The sequence below is a fragment of the Kribbella endophytica genome (assembly GCF_054781295.1).
The window spans coordinates 2,390,620-2,404,888 of record NZ_BAAGUR010000001.1 but is presented as its reverse complement, the minus strand read 5'-3'; the positions used below and the strand labels follow the sequence as shown (position 1 = coordinate 2,404,888).

At 68.8% G+C, this 14,269-nt stretch carries 16 protein-coding genes; 3 read left to right on the top strand and 13 right to left on the bottom strand.

The window, feature by feature from the left end:
- Window positions 1-50: 50 nt before the first annotated feature.
- The 7 genes from ACYVIO_RS11465 to ACYVIO_RS11435 all read right to left on the bottom strand — a co-directional run bounded on the left by ACYVIO_RS11465 (window position 51) and on the right by ACYVIO_RS11435 (window position 5,150).
- Window positions 51-1,049, bottom strand: coding sequence for an inorganic phosphate transporter (locus ACYVIO_RS11465; RefSeq protein WP_460650665.1), 999 nt, complete (start codon window positions 1,047-1,049; stop codon window positions 51-53).
- A gap of 2 nt (window positions 1,050-1,051) precedes the next feature.
- On the bottom strand, window positions 1,052-1,684 hold the full coding sequence (locus ACYVIO_RS11460; RefSeq protein WP_460650664.1) for a DUF47 domain-containing protein: 633 nt from the start codon (window positions 1,682-1,684) through the stop codon (window positions 1,052-1,054).
- 138 nt (window positions 1,685-1,822) lie between these two features.
- On the bottom strand, window positions 1,823-2,131 hold the full coding sequence (locus tag ACYVIO_RS11455) for a DUF202 domain-containing protein (RefSeq protein WP_460650663.1): 309 nt from the start codon (window positions 2,129-2,131) through the stop codon (window positions 1,823-1,825).
- The gene (locus tag ACYVIO_RS11450) at window positions 2,128-2,481 is read right to left on the bottom strand and encodes a YidH family protein (protein ID WP_460650662.1); all 354 of its coding nucleotides are present in this window, start codon (window positions 2,479-2,481) and stop codon (window positions 2,128-2,130) included. The genes ACYVIO_RS11455 and ACYVIO_RS11450 overlap by 4 nt, the downstream gene beginning before the upstream one ends.
- Window positions 2,478-3,713, bottom strand: a complete 1,236-nt coding sequence (locus ACYVIO_RS11445) for a glycoside hydrolase family 3 N-terminal domain-containing protein (RefSeq protein ID WP_460650661.1) — start codon at window positions 3,711-3,713, stop codon at window positions 2,478-2,480. The genes ACYVIO_RS11450 and ACYVIO_RS11445 overlap by 4 nt, the downstream gene beginning before the upstream one ends.
- 25 nt (window positions 3,714-3,738) lie before the next feature.
- Window positions 3,739-4,224: a MarR family winged helix-turn-helix transcriptional regulator gene (locus tag ACYVIO_RS11440; RefSeq protein WP_460650660.1), complete on the bottom strand. Its 486-nt coding sequence runs from the start codon at window positions 4,222-4,224 to the stop codon at window positions 3,739-3,741.
- Complete coding sequence (locus tag ACYVIO_RS11435; RefSeq protein WP_460650659.1) at window positions 4,203-5,150, bottom strand: DMT family transporter; 948 nt, start codon at window positions 5,148-5,150, stop codon at window positions 4,203-4,205. The genes ACYVIO_RS11440 and ACYVIO_RS11435 overlap by 22 nt, the downstream gene beginning before the upstream one ends.
- A gap of 37 nt (window positions 5,151-5,187) precedes the next feature.
- Between ACYVIO_RS11435 and ACYVIO_RS11430 the strand changes: the two genes are divergently transcribed.
- Window positions 5,188-5,814: a TetR/AcrR family transcriptional regulator gene (locus ACYVIO_RS11430; RefSeq protein ID WP_460650658.1), complete on the top strand. Its 627-nt coding sequence runs from the start codon at window positions 5,188-5,190 to the stop codon at window positions 5,812-5,814.
- Window positions 5,815-5,817: 3 nt separating this feature from the next.
- Here ACYVIO_RS11430 and ACYVIO_RS11425 read toward each other — a convergent pair whose 3' ends face one another.
- Together ACYVIO_RS11425 and ACYVIO_RS11420 are read right to left on the bottom strand one after the other, a co-directional pair.
- The gene (locus ACYVIO_RS11425; protein WP_460650657.1) at window positions 5,818-6,477 is read right to left on the bottom strand and encodes an ion channel; all 660 of its coding nucleotides are present in this window, start codon (window positions 6,475-6,477) and stop codon (window positions 5,818-5,820) included.
- A complete protein-coding gene (locus ACYVIO_RS11420) occupies window positions 6,461-6,982 on the bottom strand; it encodes an acyl-CoA thioesterase (protein WP_460650656.1) in 522 nt (173 codons plus the stop codon). The genes ACYVIO_RS11425 and ACYVIO_RS11420 overlap by 17 nt, the downstream gene beginning before the upstream one ends.
- A gap of 118 nt (window positions 6,983-7,100) precedes the next feature.
- On the opposite strand from ACYVIO_RS11420, the gene ACYVIO_RS11415 reads away from it, so the two are divergent.
- Window positions 7,101-8,012: a DUF1444 domain-containing protein gene (locus ACYVIO_RS11415; RefSeq protein WP_460650655.1), complete on the top strand. Its 912-nt coding sequence runs from the start codon at window positions 7,101-7,103 to the stop codon at window positions 8,010-8,012.
- A gap of 36 nt (window positions 8,013-8,048) precedes the next feature.
- Window positions 8,049-9,446 (top strand): pyridoxal phosphate-dependent decarboxylase family protein, encoded by a 1,398-nt coding sequence (locus ACYVIO_RS11410; RefSeq protein WP_460650654.1) that lies wholly within the window; start codon window positions 8,049-8,051, stop codon window positions 9,444-9,446.
- Between the two features lie 28 nt (window positions 9,447-9,474).
- Here ACYVIO_RS11410 and ACYVIO_RS11405 read toward each other — a convergent pair whose 3' ends face one another.
- From ACYVIO_RS11405 to ACYVIO_RS11390, 4 genes are all read right to left on the bottom strand, one after another.
- Window positions 9,475-10,149, bottom strand: a complete 675-nt coding sequence (locus ACYVIO_RS11405) for a fasciclin domain-containing protein (RefSeq protein WP_460650653.1) — start codon at window positions 10,147-10,149, stop codon at window positions 9,475-9,477.
- Window positions 10,150-10,302: 153 nt separating this feature from the next.
- Window positions 10,303-11,850, bottom strand: coding sequence for a molybdopterin-dependent oxidoreductase (locus ACYVIO_RS11400; protein ID WP_460650652.1), 1,548 nt, complete (start codon window positions 11,848-11,850; stop codon window positions 10,303-10,305).
- Between the two features lie 247 nt (window positions 11,851-12,097).
- A complete protein-coding gene (locus ACYVIO_RS11395) occupies window positions 12,098-12,619 on the bottom strand; it encodes an ROK family protein (RefSeq protein ID WP_460652082.1) in 522 nt (173 codons plus the stop codon).
- A 982-nt stretch (window positions 12,620-13,601) separates the two neighbouring features.
- Window positions 13,602-14,222 carry a flavin reductase family protein gene (locus tag ACYVIO_RS11390; protein ID WP_460650651.1) on the bottom strand — a complete coding sequence of 207 codons (621 nt, stop codon included), beginning with the start codon at window positions 14,220-14,222 and terminating at the stop codon, window positions 13,602-13,604.
- Window positions 14,223-14,269 lie beyond the last annotated feature (47 nt).

Below are 14,269 nucleotides of genomic sequence, written 5' to 3'. Positions count from 1 at the left end.
TCAGGAACGCGTCGGACGCTAATCCTTCCGGGTGAACTGGCCGTGAACTGCTACTCCAGGATCAGGTGAGCCAGCCAGTAACAGGCAGCGGCGACCACACCGGCCGCCGGGATGGTCAGCACCCAGGCCATGACGATGCCCTTCGCGACACCCCACCGGACCGCGGACAGCCGCTTGGTCGCGCCGGCTCCCATCACCGCGGAGGTGATCGTGTGGGTGGTCGACACCGGGGCGTGCAGGCCGATCGCCATCACGTAGAGAACGGTCGCGGCGACCGCCTCGGAGGCGAAGCCACGGGCCGGGTCCAGGTGGATGATCCGGCGACCCAGCGTCCGCATGATCCGCCAGCCACCGGAGTAGGTGCCGAGCGAGATCGCGGTCGCCGCGGAGATCTTCACCCAGACCGGGATGCCCTGGCCGGGCTGGACGTGCCCGGTGCTGAGCAGCGCCAAGAAGATCACGCCCATCGTCTTCTGAGCGTCCTGCAGGCCGTGACCGAGCGCCATCGCGGCCGCGGACAGCGACTGGGCCAGGCGGAAGCCACGGGTGGTCTTGCCGGGGTTCCGGCGCCGGAAGATCCACAGGATCGCGGTCATCAGCGCGAACGCGCCGAGGAAGCCGATCGCCGGCGACAGCACCATCGGGATGACGACCTTGTCGACGATGCCCGACCACAGCACGACGCTGGTCGAGGCCAGACCGGCACCGACCAGACCGCCGATCAGCGCGTGCGACGAGGAGCTCGGCAGCCCGAAGTACCAGGTGATCAGGTTCCACGTGATGGCGCCGATCAGCGCCGACAGCACGATCACCAGGCCGTGCTGGCCGCTCGGGGTGGTGATGATGCCCTTGCCGACGGTGTCGGCCACCTCGGTGCCGAGGAAGGCGCCGAGGAAGTTCATCACCGCCGCCATCAGCAGGGCCACCCGGGGCGTCAGCGCCCGGGTCGAGACCGAGGTGGCGATCGCGTTGGCGGCGTCGTGGAAGCCGTTGGTGTAGTCGAACGCCAGCGCGATGACGATGACGGCAATGACGAGCGCGAGCTCCACGCTCAGCTCTCCTTGACGGCGATCTGCTCGACCGTGTTGGCGACGTGCTCGAACGCGTCGACCGCGTCTTCCAGCAGGTCGATCACGGTCTTCACCTTCATCACCGTCAGCGCGTCGAACTCGCCGCTGAACAGCTTGGCGATGATCCGGCGGTGCACGGCGTCACCCGTGTTCTCCAGCCGGTTGATCTCGATCCAGTACTCGGCCAGGTCCTTCATCGTGCGCAGCCGCGGCATCGTCTCCGACGTCAGGGCGGCCATCCGCTGCAGAACCTCGATCTGCTCGGCCACCTCGGCCGGCAGCGACTCCAGGCTGAACAGGTGGATCGAGTCGACGGCCTCCTCCATGAAGTCCATCACGTCGTCCAGGTCGGACGCGAGACGGTAGATGTCTTCGCGGTCGAACGGCGTGACGAAGGTCGAGTTGACGCGGCGGATGATCGAGTGGGTGGTCTCGTCGGCCGCGTGCTCGGCGTCCTTCATCTGGGCGGCGATCTGGTGACTGGCCGCCAGGCCGGTCCCCGCCGTGCTGCCGAGCAGATCGGCCAGGATGCGGGCACCGTCGACGAGGTGGTTGGCGGACTCGGTGAAAAGGTCGTAGAACGTCGGGTCGTTCGGACGCAGACGTAACGGCACTTCAAGCTCCGGGTGAACGAGGGACAAACCGTGAACATGCTAGGGGCAACGGACCGTTGAGTTGGCATCCGTCCTGGCAAGGTACCGCGAGATTGTGAACACATTGACTCAGTGCGACCAATCCGTGACCAGACGGTGTCAGCGTGTGATCACGGCGTACAGGTCGAAAAGCCCCACCAGCAGGACCAGACCGGCGGCGGTCTGCAGCACCCTTTGCTGTCCCAGGAAGCTCGGTGGGTGGGACCCTGCGGCCCGCCGGAAGACGGCACTCACGGCGGCCCAGCACCCCAGAGCCAGTACGACGACCACGATGCCGAGCCCGGTCCGGACTCCTGACGTCCCGTGGCCGGATGCGAGCAGGAGAACACCGTTCGCGACCAGGCCGAGCGCGGTCCGTCGCCAGGCGAGCAGCGTGCGCTCGGGCTGCAGACCGGGGTCGCGGGTCATCGCCACAGGCTGAACAACAGGCCGACCAGTCCGACCACCACGATCGTTGCCCCGAGCATCAACGGCAGCCGGGTCACCGGGAGTGGTCGGCCGCCACGCATCGCGACCAGATTCGCCTGCCAGCGGCGGAATGCGCCTGCTGTCGTGACCAGTCCGGCACCGACCAGGACGATGCCGATGATCTTGGCCACCCAGCGGTCCGGGCCCAGGTCGAGGAACTGGACCGCGGACAGACCACCGGCATAACAGGCGAGTGATGTCCGCAGGTAGGCGAGATACGTCCGCTCGTTGGCCAGGGTGAACCGGTAGTCGGGTTCAACGCCGTCGACAGGAGGCGGTACGGCGGTCACCCGCAGCTCACCAGTCCGCGGTTCTGCTTCAGGGTGAGAACCCGTCGCACGCTGGCGTCGACCTTGGCGCCGAACGCCTTGTCCTGCTGGGCCTTGGCGACCACGGCGTCGACCATCGTGGCGGTCAGCGAGGCCTTCGCGGTGATCACCACATCACCGCCCGCGTCGATGAACAAGGTCGCCCGGTCCCCGGCCGGCACGGAGGCCACCTCGGCGGCGGCTCCGACGTCGTCGGTGATCACCACCCCGTCGTACTGGAGGTCACCGCGGAGCATGCCCTGGACGATCGCCGGCGAGAAGACGGCGCGGTTGGTCTTGTCGATCTTGGTGTAGGTGACGGTCGAGACCATCACCAGGTCGCTGCCCGCCTTGATCCCGGCCGCGAACGGCGCGAGGTCGGCGTCGCCGCGGACCGTGACGGTGTCGACGACGCCCGAGGAGAAGTCGGTGTTGCCGCGGACCCGGCCCAGGCCCGGGAAGTGCTTGACCGAGGTCATCACCCCGGCGGCGTCCATGCCCTTGATGAACGCGGCGACGTGCTCGCCGATCGGGCCCGGTGCGCTGCCGTAGCCGCGGTCAAGGGCTCCGATCGGCGCATTGTCGTCACCCAGGGACTTCGGTACGACGTCGGCGACCGGCGCGAGGTCGAGGTTCACCCCGGCCTGCTTGAGCTGCTTGGCCCACAGGGTGGCCTGGCTGGTGAGCTTCTCGGCGGACCAGCCGCCCTGAACGGTCGCGGCCGGGATCCGGTCGAAGCCGGAACCCTTGAGCCGCTGGATCTTGCCGCCTTCCTGATCCGCGGCGACGAACGGCTTGATCCCGTCGACCGTGGCCGCGGCGGTCACGGCGGCCATCGCCGTACGGGTGTGACTGAGGCTGCCGCCCGTACCCATCAGCAGGATGCCGCCCGGCTTACGACCCCGTACGACGGTCCGCTCGGCCGACGTCATGCCGGTCGCGGTGATGCCCGTCATGATCAGCTGCGCCGCGCGCTCGCGCAGGGTCAGCCCGGTCAGCTTCTGGTCGAGGCAGCCGACCGGCGGAGTGGCCGGTGGTGTGCTCGACGGCTGCGTCGAAGGGGTCGCGGGCGGCGGCGTGTCCGTCGGCGGCGGGATCGGCACCGACGACGAAGGAGCCGTGCTGGGCCCCGCGGTTGGCGTACTCGAGTCGGCGCATCCGGCCAGAAGAAGTGCAGCAGCTGTAAGGAGGGCGACTCCCTGGAAAGTCTTCATCGCCGCCCATTGTGACCGACGAGCCTCAGCTCGACTCCCAGGTGGCGCTGTCCTCGCTGCCACCGGAGTGGCGAACCAGGGCGGCGCAGATGTCGTGCAACTGCTGGACCTGCTCGTCGGACAGCGGGTCGAAGACCGCCGAGCGAACTGTCTCGACGTGCCCCGGCGCGGTCTCCTTCAGCTTCTCCCGGCCCGCGTCGGTGAGGATGGCGACCTGACCCCGACGGTCCGACGTGATCCCCTCACGGCGGACCCAGCCGACCTGCTCGAGCCGGTTCACCGCGTGCGAGAGACGGCTGCGGGACCCCAGCGTGGCGACAGCGAGCTCACTCATCCGCAACCGGCCATCAGTCGCGTCGGAGAGCCGGACCAGGATTTCGTAGTACGTGTGCGGCATCCCGGCGTCGCGCTGCAACTGTTGCTCGATGCGCCCGTTGACCACGCGCTGCGCCGCGATGAACGCACGCCAGGCCTGCTGCTCTTGCTCGTTCAGCCACCGGGGTTCCGCCATGACCGCAGCGTAGCCATCTCAGGGTCGTGACGCCCGCTTTGCTTGGCGTTCGGCCAACGAATCAGCAGAACCGCGGCCGCGCAGACGAGGATCCCGAGGACGGCGAGCGGTCCGATCGTCTCGTGGAACATCAGGAACGCCAGCACCATCGTCGTCGGCGGCACGAGGTAGAGCAGCGAACTGACGCGGGTCGCGCCGGACAGACGGAGGTTGACCAGGTAGAGCCCCCAGCCGCCGGTGGTCGAGAGGACGACCAGCCAGATCGCGGCGCCGTAGAAGCCGAGTTCGTGCGGAACGGTCATCTGTTGAGTCGCGGCGGCGAAGGCGAGGAAGAGGACGCCGGAGACCAGGCTTTGCAGGCAGAGCGCGTCGAGCAGGTGGGCCTGCGGCTTCCGCTTGCGTTCGAGGCACGTCCCGGCAGCCAGGCCGAGCAGTCCGCCGAAGGGAAGCAGGAAGAGCAACGGTGATCCGTGGCCGAGGTCGTCGGCAACGACCAGGCCGACTCCGCCGAGGCCGACCAACAGGCCGGTCCACTGCAGCGCTGTCACGCGCTCGCCGAGCAGCGGTCCGGCGACGGTGGCGATCAGGATCGGCTGGAGTGAACCGATCAACGCCGTCAACCCGGCGGGGATGCCGTGGTCGATCCCGGTGAAGATCAGGCCGAGGTAGATGAACTGGGTCAGGAACGCCATCGCGACGTGGGTGAACACGTCCGCGCGACTGATCCTCGGCCTGCGGATCGCGAGGATCAGCGCGGCCACGGTTCCGGCGAGCAGGAACCGCCAGGCCAGCAGGTCGACCGCGGAGCTGTACGTCGTACCCCAACGGGCGCCAATGAAGCCCGAGCTCCAGAACACGACGAACCCGGCACCGGCGAGCAGCGGGACCACCGAGGTGGTGCGGGGCAGGACTTCCGTGGCCGTCATGCTTCGACGTAACCACACCGGTCGGTATACTGTCAGTATGGTCGACCAACAGCTGAGATCCACCCTGCTCGTGGAGCGTGCCCTGATCCCGGCCGAGCGGCTGACGCCGGCCGGCGAGCGGATCCTGGCGGCCGCGTCGGCGCTGTTCTACGCCCAGGGCATCCGGACGGTCGGCGTGGACGCGATCGCGGACGCCGCCGAGGTCACCAAGAAGACGCTGTACGACCGGTTCGGGTCGAAGGACCGGCTGATCGCGGCGTACCTGGAAGCGCGGAACCGGCAGTGGCACGCGTTCCTCGACGACCAGCTCGCGCGGCGGAAGCCCGCCGGTCCCGAAGAGGTGATCCTCGCGCTGTTCGCTTCCCTGAGCGAGTGGATGGCGGAGTCGCAGCGAGGCTGCGGGTTCATCAACGCGAGCGTCGAGCTGGCATCTCCGGACCACCCCGCGATGCCGGTGATCGTCGGGCAGAAGAAATGGATGCGGGCGGAGTTCGTCGCGCAGGCCTCGTTGGCCGGTTTCGACGAGGTGGACGAGCTGGCGGATCGGTTGCTGCTGCTGCACGAAGGCGCTCTGGTCAGCTACCGGGTGGCGGCGATGGAGCACGCGCCCGAGGTGGCCTTCCGAGCGGCCGGTGATCTGCTTGCGTCTTGGCCGCGCCGCTGAGGGTTACTTGCTGCGCTTGGCCACAGTGAGACCGACGAGCCGCGAGACGACCATCGCGACGTACCCGAGACCGGCGAGCTGCTCGAGCATGACCACGGACCGCGCCCAGGACTTGATCGGAACGATGTCGCTGAGCCCGGTGCTGGACAGGGTGGTGAAGCTGAGGAACAACAACTCCATCCACGAGCGGTCCTGCTGCGGGTTGACCGCGGCGGTGAAGCTGCCCGGGTCGAGCGCCTGGACGGCGACGAACACGTACGCGAATCCCCACGCCACCAGAGTGAACGTCGCGCCGGTGGCGTACAGCTCGTCGACACTGACGTCGTGATCGGCCAGCATGTACCGCAGCAGGCTGTACGCCGCGTAGAAGTAGAACGCCGCGTGAAAGGCCCCCGAGATCGGCACGATCGCCTCGGTCGGACGCATCGCGTCGACCAGCGACAGCACCACCGCCGGGATGCCCAGGCAGACGCTGACCCAGGTCAGGCCAGGTGTCGAGCGGACCGAGAAGACCGCCAGCACCAGCACGACGATGCCCAGCGTCTCGAACCCGACGCGGCCGGCGCGTGATCCCTCCATCGCCGGATAGACCAGTACGCCGAGCAGCTGGACCACCAGCAAGATGGCGGACGGATGCCGCCGGGCGCTAGTGAACAGCGTCATCGAGATCCTCGCGGGAGGCGATGATCGCCTTGCGCCGGGCCAGCCGGTGACTGCGCCGGATCTCGGCCTCACGCATCCGGCGCCGGTCCTCGTCGTTCTCCGGCTCGACCTGCGGCACGTGCCGCGGCTGGCCGTCGGAGTCGACGGCGACGAACACCAGGTACGCCGTGGCGACGTGCACCTGCGGCCCGACCGAGTCCCAGCGGTCCGCGGTGATCCGGACGCCGATCTCCATCGAGCTGCGGCCGGTCCAGTTCACCTGGGCGGTGAAGTGCACGACGTCGCCGACCCGGACCGGAACCAGGAACTGCATCTCGTCCATCGACGCGGTGACCGCCGGACCTCCCGAGTGCCGCGCCGCGACGACGCCCGCGACCGAGTCGACCAGCGTCATGATCACGCCACCGTGCACCGTGCCGAGCAGGTTCGTCTCGTTCTGCGCCGTGATGTGCGACAGCGAGAGCCGGGCCGCCGACGACGGCCGCGACGCCGGGGTGTCCGACATACCTCACACTCCTAGGACTCGACTGCGGGCAGGATAACCGCCGGGTTGTCCACAGCTCGCGAACTCGTCACGTCCAGGGTGACGCAATCCTCGTACTTTCTTTGGCGAGGAGGTACTCATGACCATCCACCATCCCCCGGAACGGGCTTCAGGCAACAACTGCGCGCTGGCGCCGTTGACGGAGCCGCAGGCTGCACATCTCGTCCGGCTGGCGCTCGACGCCGCCGGCGAGCGCGGGCTGCGGGCGACCTTCGACGGTACCGACGCACTGCTGCTGTCGCCGGGCCCGCTCGACGCGACCTTGATCGCCGGGCTGAGCAACCTTGCCCGCATCGTCGCCGGCGAACATCCACACCGTTGGCCCCAGCTGGTCAGCGACCACTTCAACCGCCTCGGCGAGCACCTCAGCCACGGTCCACCCGCGCCACCCACCGATCCGGTGCGCGACCTCGTCGCCCGACTTGTCCCCACCACCTCACTGCCACCTGCCTGGACGGCAGGCACACCCGAGTTCCTGCCCGGTCTGCTCGCCGTACCGGCCACTCACGACGAGGGCGTCGTCACCCTCCACCTTGAGCCCGCCGACTTCGGCATGACCCGTGCCGAGGCTCTCGACGCCGCCCTGGCCAACCTCCGTCGCCTTCCCGACCAGGTCGAGTACGTCGACCACGACGGCGCCACCATTGCGGTGATCGGCGGTTCCAGCTTCGCCGCCTCGCGGGCGTTGGTCCTCGACACCGTCCTGCGCGAAAGCCTCCGCGTCGAGAACCCACCGCACGGCGTCCTCGTCGCCCTCCCGGCGCGCGGCCTGCTGCTCGTGCACGTCGTCACCGATCTCTCGATCCTGCCCGCCCTGGCCGTCATGCTCGGCCTCTCCCTCCGTGCCCACGCGATCCAGCCCGGCCCACTGACGCCCTGGATCCAGTACGTCGCCGACGCGACCTGGCATCCCGCCACCACCCAGCCCAAGGACCTCGAGGCCATCCACCTCACGCCCGTTCTCCAAGCCCTGACGCGCACTCTCAGCTGACCCGCCCACCCCTCGACCGAATGGGACAGTCGGACCATGCAGCCTTCGTCGCTCTCGCACCAGCTCTTCACCCGCGCCGCAGCACACGCCGCCGCCTTCCGCGACTCCCTCGCCGAACGCCCGGTCCACGCGGCCAGGTCGTACCCAGAGGTCCGCGCCGACTTCCGTCGGCCACTCGCGGAGGCCGGACGACCAGCCGCCGAGGTGATCGACGAACTGATCGCTGTCGCCGACCCAGGGATCGTCGCGAGTGCAGGCCCGCGCTACTTCGGCTTCGTCGTCGGCGGCGCACTACCCGCCGCGACCGCTGCCGAGATCCTCGCCGCCGGCTGGGACCAGAACGCCTGGAACAGCGTGCTCTCGCCCACCACAGCCGCGGCCGAGCAAGCGGCCGCCGACTGGCTGAAGGAACTGCTCGGCCTCCCCGCGACAGCTTCGGCCGGCTTCACCACTGGTGGACAATCGGCGAATACGATCGCCCTGGCCGCCGCGCGGAACCACGTGCTCGGCCAAGCGGGCTGGGACGTCGAAGCCGACGGCCTGGGTGGCGCACCACAGGTCCGGGTACTTGCGGGTGAAGAGCGCCACGCAACCATCGACCGTTCGCTGCGACTACTCGGCTTCGGCTCCCGATCCCTCGAATTGGTGGCTGCCGATTCGAACGGCGCGCTCGATCTGGAGTTGTTGCGGGCTCGACTGGCCGATCACACCGGCCCGCTGATCGTCTGCCTGCAGGCCGGCAACGTGAACACCGGCGCCGCAGATCCACTCGGCGCTGCCTGCGATCTCGTCCACGAGTACGGCGGCTGGGTCCATGTCGATGGCGCCTTCGGTCTCTGGGCGGCCGCCAGTCCGGCTCTGCGCTCGCAGGTCAGCGGTGTGGAACGCGCGGACTCCTGGGCCTGCGACGGCCACAAGTGGCTGAATCTCCCGTACGACAGCGGTTTCGTCTTCTCGGCCCATCCCGCTTCGCATGCGAACGCCTTGGCGTACAGCGCGTCGTACCTGGTCGCCTCTGGCGAACCCGAGCCCGGCGACTACGCCATCGAGTCCTCCCGCCGCGCTCGCGGACTGGCCACCTGGGCCGGCTTGCAGGAGTTGGGTCGGATGGGCTTTCGCGATCTCGTCGACCGCTGCTGCGGCCTCGCACGTTCCTTCGCCGACCAGCTGAGCGCGGCCGGCTACGAGATCGGCAACGACGTCGTACTCAACCAGGTCCTCGTCTCGTTCGGCTCGGACACCGACACCGATCGCGTGGTCGAGGAGGTGCAGCGATCAGGCGTCTGCTGGATGGGCGGTACGACGTGGCGCGGCCGGCGGTACATGCGGATCTCCGTGTCGAACCACCTCACCACCGAGGCCGACGTCGCCACGTCAGTGCGGGCGATCATTGCCGCCGGCAATGGAACTGGGCGGCGCCACCATGAAAGGTGACACCGCCCAGGTCGGTGGGGAGCTGCGATCAGCTCATCGGGGGCATCAGGACGGTGTCGATCAGGTAGACGGTCGCGTTGGCGGTCTTCACGCCGCCGCAGATGACGTTGGCGTTGTTGACCTTCAGGTTGTCGCCGGAGCCGGTGACGGTCAGTTCCTGCTTCTCCGCGGTCGGGTGCTTGCCGACCACCGCGGTGGCGTCGAGCTGGCCCGGGACGACGTGGTAGGTCAGGATCTTGGTCAGCAGCGCGCTGTCGGTCTTCAGCGTGTTGATCGTCGCGGCCGGGATCTTCGCGAACGCCGAGTCGACCGGCGCGAACACGGTGAACTGGTCGGAGTTCAGCGTCGAGACCAGATTGACCTTCGGGTTCAGCTGACCCGACACCGAAGCGACCAGGGTCTTCAGCAGCGGGTTGCCCGCGGCAGCGCTGGCGACCGGAGCGGCAGCCATACCGTCGATCGAACCGGCACCGGTGGCGTTGGCCTTGGCGTAGTCCGCGCAGCCCGGACCGACGAGGCCGGACATGTTGTCGGCCGACGGCGTCGCGGACGGCTCGGTCGAGGTGGACTCGGAGGTGCTGGTCGACGGCGTGCTGGCGCCGGAGCTGTTGGAGTTGTCGTCGCCACCACCACAGGCAGCCGTTGCGAAGAGCAACGACACGGCGGCGGCGGAGATGGTGACGCGCTTCAGGGTGTTCGACATGACGATCGTTCTCCTTTGGATGGTGCTGTTGCGGTGCTGAGAGGTTTGGTGCTGAGAGAGGTAGTGCTGGAAATCTGTGCGCGCCCCGCGCGATCGGGACGGCGGTGGAGCAGGTGCGGGACGGTTGGTGTTGGCGCCGTCCGGCGGCGTCGGTTACTCGACCATCACCACCGTGTTGTGCAGCCCGCTCGACCCGTTGGGTCGGGGAGCGGCACGATCGGCGGTCTGCACCTGTCCGGTCTTGTCGGTCGCGCGGACGGTGAGCGTGTGGTTGCCGGAGGTCGCGTCCCAGCGGAAGGTCCACTGGCGCCAGATGTCGATCCCCGCCTCGTCGGCGAGCTTCGCCTCCTGCCAGGGGCCGTCGTCGACCTGGACCTCGACCTTGGAGATCCCGCGGTGCTGTGCCCACGCGACGCCGGCGGCGACCGCCGGTCCCGGCTTGACCCGGGCGAAGCCCTTGGGGACGTCGATCCGCGACGAGGTCTTGATGGGCGCCTCGACGGACCAGCCGCGGTCGGTCCAGTAGGCGCTGAAGTCGTCGAACTTGGTGACCTCGAAGTCCACGATCCACTTGGTGGCAGACACGTAGCCGTACAGGCCCGGCACGACCATCCGCACCGGGAAGCCGTGATCGAAGGGCAGCGGCTCGCCGTTCATGCCGACCGCGAAGATCGCGTCCCGGCCGTCGGTCAGCGCGGCCAGCGGCGTTCCGATGGTGAGCCCGTCGACACTGGTCGACTTCACCGCGTCCGCACCGGCCTGGACACCGGCCTCGCGCAGGATCTCCGCGATCGGGACGCCGATCCAGCGGGCGTTCCCGACGTACGGGCCACCGACCTCGTTGGAGACACAGGTCAGGGTGATGTCCCGCTCGATCAGGCGCCGTTCGAGCAGATCGGCGAAGTTGAGCCGGATCTCCTGGTCGACCATGCCGTGGATGCGCAGTTCCCAGTTCCGCGGGTCGACCTTGGGCACCGTGAGCAGCGTGTCCACACGGTAGAAGGACTTGTTGGGCGTGGTGAACGCACTGACCCCCGGCACATCCGCGGCCACGCCACTCGCCAGGGCCTTGGCCCGACTCGCAGGCACCGGCAGCCGAATCCCACGCCGAGTCGCTTCGTCAACGCCGGCCGGCAGGACCCGAGCGACTACACCACCCGCGACACCCGCCGCACCCAATGCGAAGGTCGTCACCAAGAACTTCCGCCGATCGAACCCAGCGGGCGCCTCGGCCTCCGTCGGCGCACTCTTCCCCCGCAGCCGGTAGCCGCGAGTCCGCAGTACGAGGTACATCCCAACAGTTGCCACCAGCAACGTGATGACACCCGGCAGCACCCGCACCACCGCGTTGGACGCCAACGACCGCCCGGTCGCCGCGGCAAGAATCGCCAACAGCCCCAGCAGAACCGTCATCCCCAGCGCCACGCGAGGCCGCTTCACCCCAACCGCACCAGCCACGAGCGCGAACACCGCAACCGCAACCAGCACTCCACCAACAAGAATCGGCTTGTCGGCAGTACCAAGGTTCTTCACCGCCCAGTCCTTGGCCGGCCCAGGCGCGAGATCGATCAACTGAGTCCCGACCCCAACCACCGGCGACGTCCCGCCGGCGAGAGCAGCCGTCAACTCACCGAGGCCAAGACCGGCCGCGGCGGCAAGCAAGCCACCCAACGCTGCAGGGATCCGCTGATGCGAAGTCATACCCGGACTTCGGACCCGTTCCACCCCCGGATAGGTCGCCACCCAGGAAAACTTCAGAACCTCCCCAAAAACCCCTACCCCTCAAGCATTCCCTGACAAATCAGCCACTATCCCCGTCCGCGCATCACTCCCCCTACGCCCGCATAGCCCAGCCAACTCCTCACCGACGCCACCTCCTTTGCCCCACCCCGCTCCCCTCCCACCCCGACAAACCCGCGCCACCCGGCCCGCCCTTCACCAACAGCGCTCACGCCCACCTCAAGCCAGAGCAATCACGACAGCGGCGGCCGCAACTGCTCCCGGCACTCCTGCCGGCGCTATTCCAGGCCCTGCGCCGGGCGCTGCTGCCGGCGTGCTGCCGGGCTCCATCCGTCGCCAACGCTTGCATTGCGCTGGTCGCGCTTGGCTCAGTCGCACCCCGCACCACGCCGACTGGCGTCGCCCAGCCCTCCCGGCCGTGCCTCATTGGCCAGCTCGACACCCTCCCATCCCCACACCACGTCGGCTCGTCGGCGTAGGCATAGGGATCGTCCGGCGCCGGCTCATCCAGGTGCCAAGCCAGAGCCCGCCCGTCGATCGCCAGATCCCAGCACCCACGGACACCACACGGGCAGCACGCCCTGCGATCGCTGGACGGCGTGCGCCCGTCGTCCCCGGCAGTCCCCCTCGCCCCATCCGCCGGCACGCCGTCCACCAGCAGCATGCCGCCGATGCCGACCTCAACGATCAGGTGCAGCGCCGTACCGGCCCCAGCGCCGCACCCGTCCACGTCGGCACGCCATTCGCTCAGCGTCCTCTCCCACGGCACTCACCACCGCTCCCCAAGCTGGAGCCGACACGGCAGGGAAAGCGTTCCAGCTTCGCCTGCTCCTCCTCAGCGAGACCAGGCAGGCCTCTCGCCGGCAGTTGAGGCCGCGTTCGCCGCACAGCCTCCCGCCGGCAGTTGAGACCGTGTTCGCGGGGCAGGCTCTCGACCGTCGCAGGTCCAGCGTGATCGAGGGCTCAGGGAGCTTGGCGCCCGAGCCTGCCGAGCTGACCAAGGCGGTCGACCAGGCACGCCTCTAGCCAGCGGTTGAGACTGCGTTCGCGACACACGCTCTCGCCGACGGCTGAGACCGTATTCGCCGCACAGACTCTCGCCGACACCTGGGACTGGGTTCGCGGCAGGCTCTCGACCGTCGCAGGTCCAGCACGATCGACGGCTCGGGAAGCTTGACGCCCGAGCCCGCCGAGCTGACCAAGGCGGTCGACCAGGCAGGCCTCTCGCCAGCGGTTGAGACCGTGTTCGCGGCACAGGCTCTCGCCAGCGGTTGAGACCGTGTTCGCGGCACAGGCTCTCGCCAGCGCCTGAGACCGCGTTCGCGACACACGCTCTCGCCGACGATTGAGGCCGTGCTTGCGGCACAGGCTCCTGCCGGCGGTTGAGACCGCGTTCGCGGCACAGGCTCTCGGCCGTCGCAGGTCCAGCGCGATCGACGGCTCGGGGAGCTTGGCGACCGAGCCTGCCGAGCTTGACCATGGCGGACTTCGGCCCGAGGGCCGGAGCGGTCGCCTGCGGCGCAGCGGACGTGCTGGCGGCGGTCTTCTTGGCCGCGCGGTTCTTCGGCGGGTTCTTCTCGGGCTGCTGGCGGCGTTGCGGTCCGCCGGGACGGTCCGGACGGTGGTGAGTCAGACCGGTGCGGCTCAACGGGTGGTGGATGACGTAGGGACGGGGCAACGGGTGACCTGCCTACTCGGCAGGGCCCGCGTGCTCAGTCGGTCTGCTGGTAGTGGCCGGGCCAGTCGTCGTAGCGGATTCGGGTGATGTCGAGGATCTCGCCGATCGTGGACCACTCGTTCTGGCCGAGGCGGGCCAGCGGGCGGAGGCGGTGGATGTCGGGGTGGTCGCCGTCCATCACGTCAGCGGCGATCGCCAGGTGGCGGACGCGGCCGATGACGACCGTGGAGTCGCCGAGTTCGAGGGTGGTGTGGAGGGTGCACTCGATGGCGACCGGAGACTCGGCGACGCGCGGGACCGCGATCGTCTTCGAGGGCTCGGTGGTGAGCCCGACGGCTTCGAACTCTGAGATCCCCGCGGGGAAGTTCGTCCCGGTGGCGTTGACCTGCTCGAACAGCGGCTCGGTCGCGAAGTTCACCACGAACTCGCGGGTCGCCTCGACGTTGTTCAGGCTGTCCTTCCGGCCGACCGAGGTGAACTGCACCATCGGCGGGCGCACGCAAGACACGGTGAAGAACGAGTGCGGCGCCAGGTTCAGTACGCCGTCCGCGGAGACCGACGAGACCCACGCGATCGGCCGCGGCACGACCACCGAGTTCAAGGCCGCGTAGAACTCCCTGCCACCAACGACGTCCGGATCCAGATCAACTCGCACCCACCCAGTATCCCGCCCGAAAACCACTGGGCCCGCACCGGACTCCC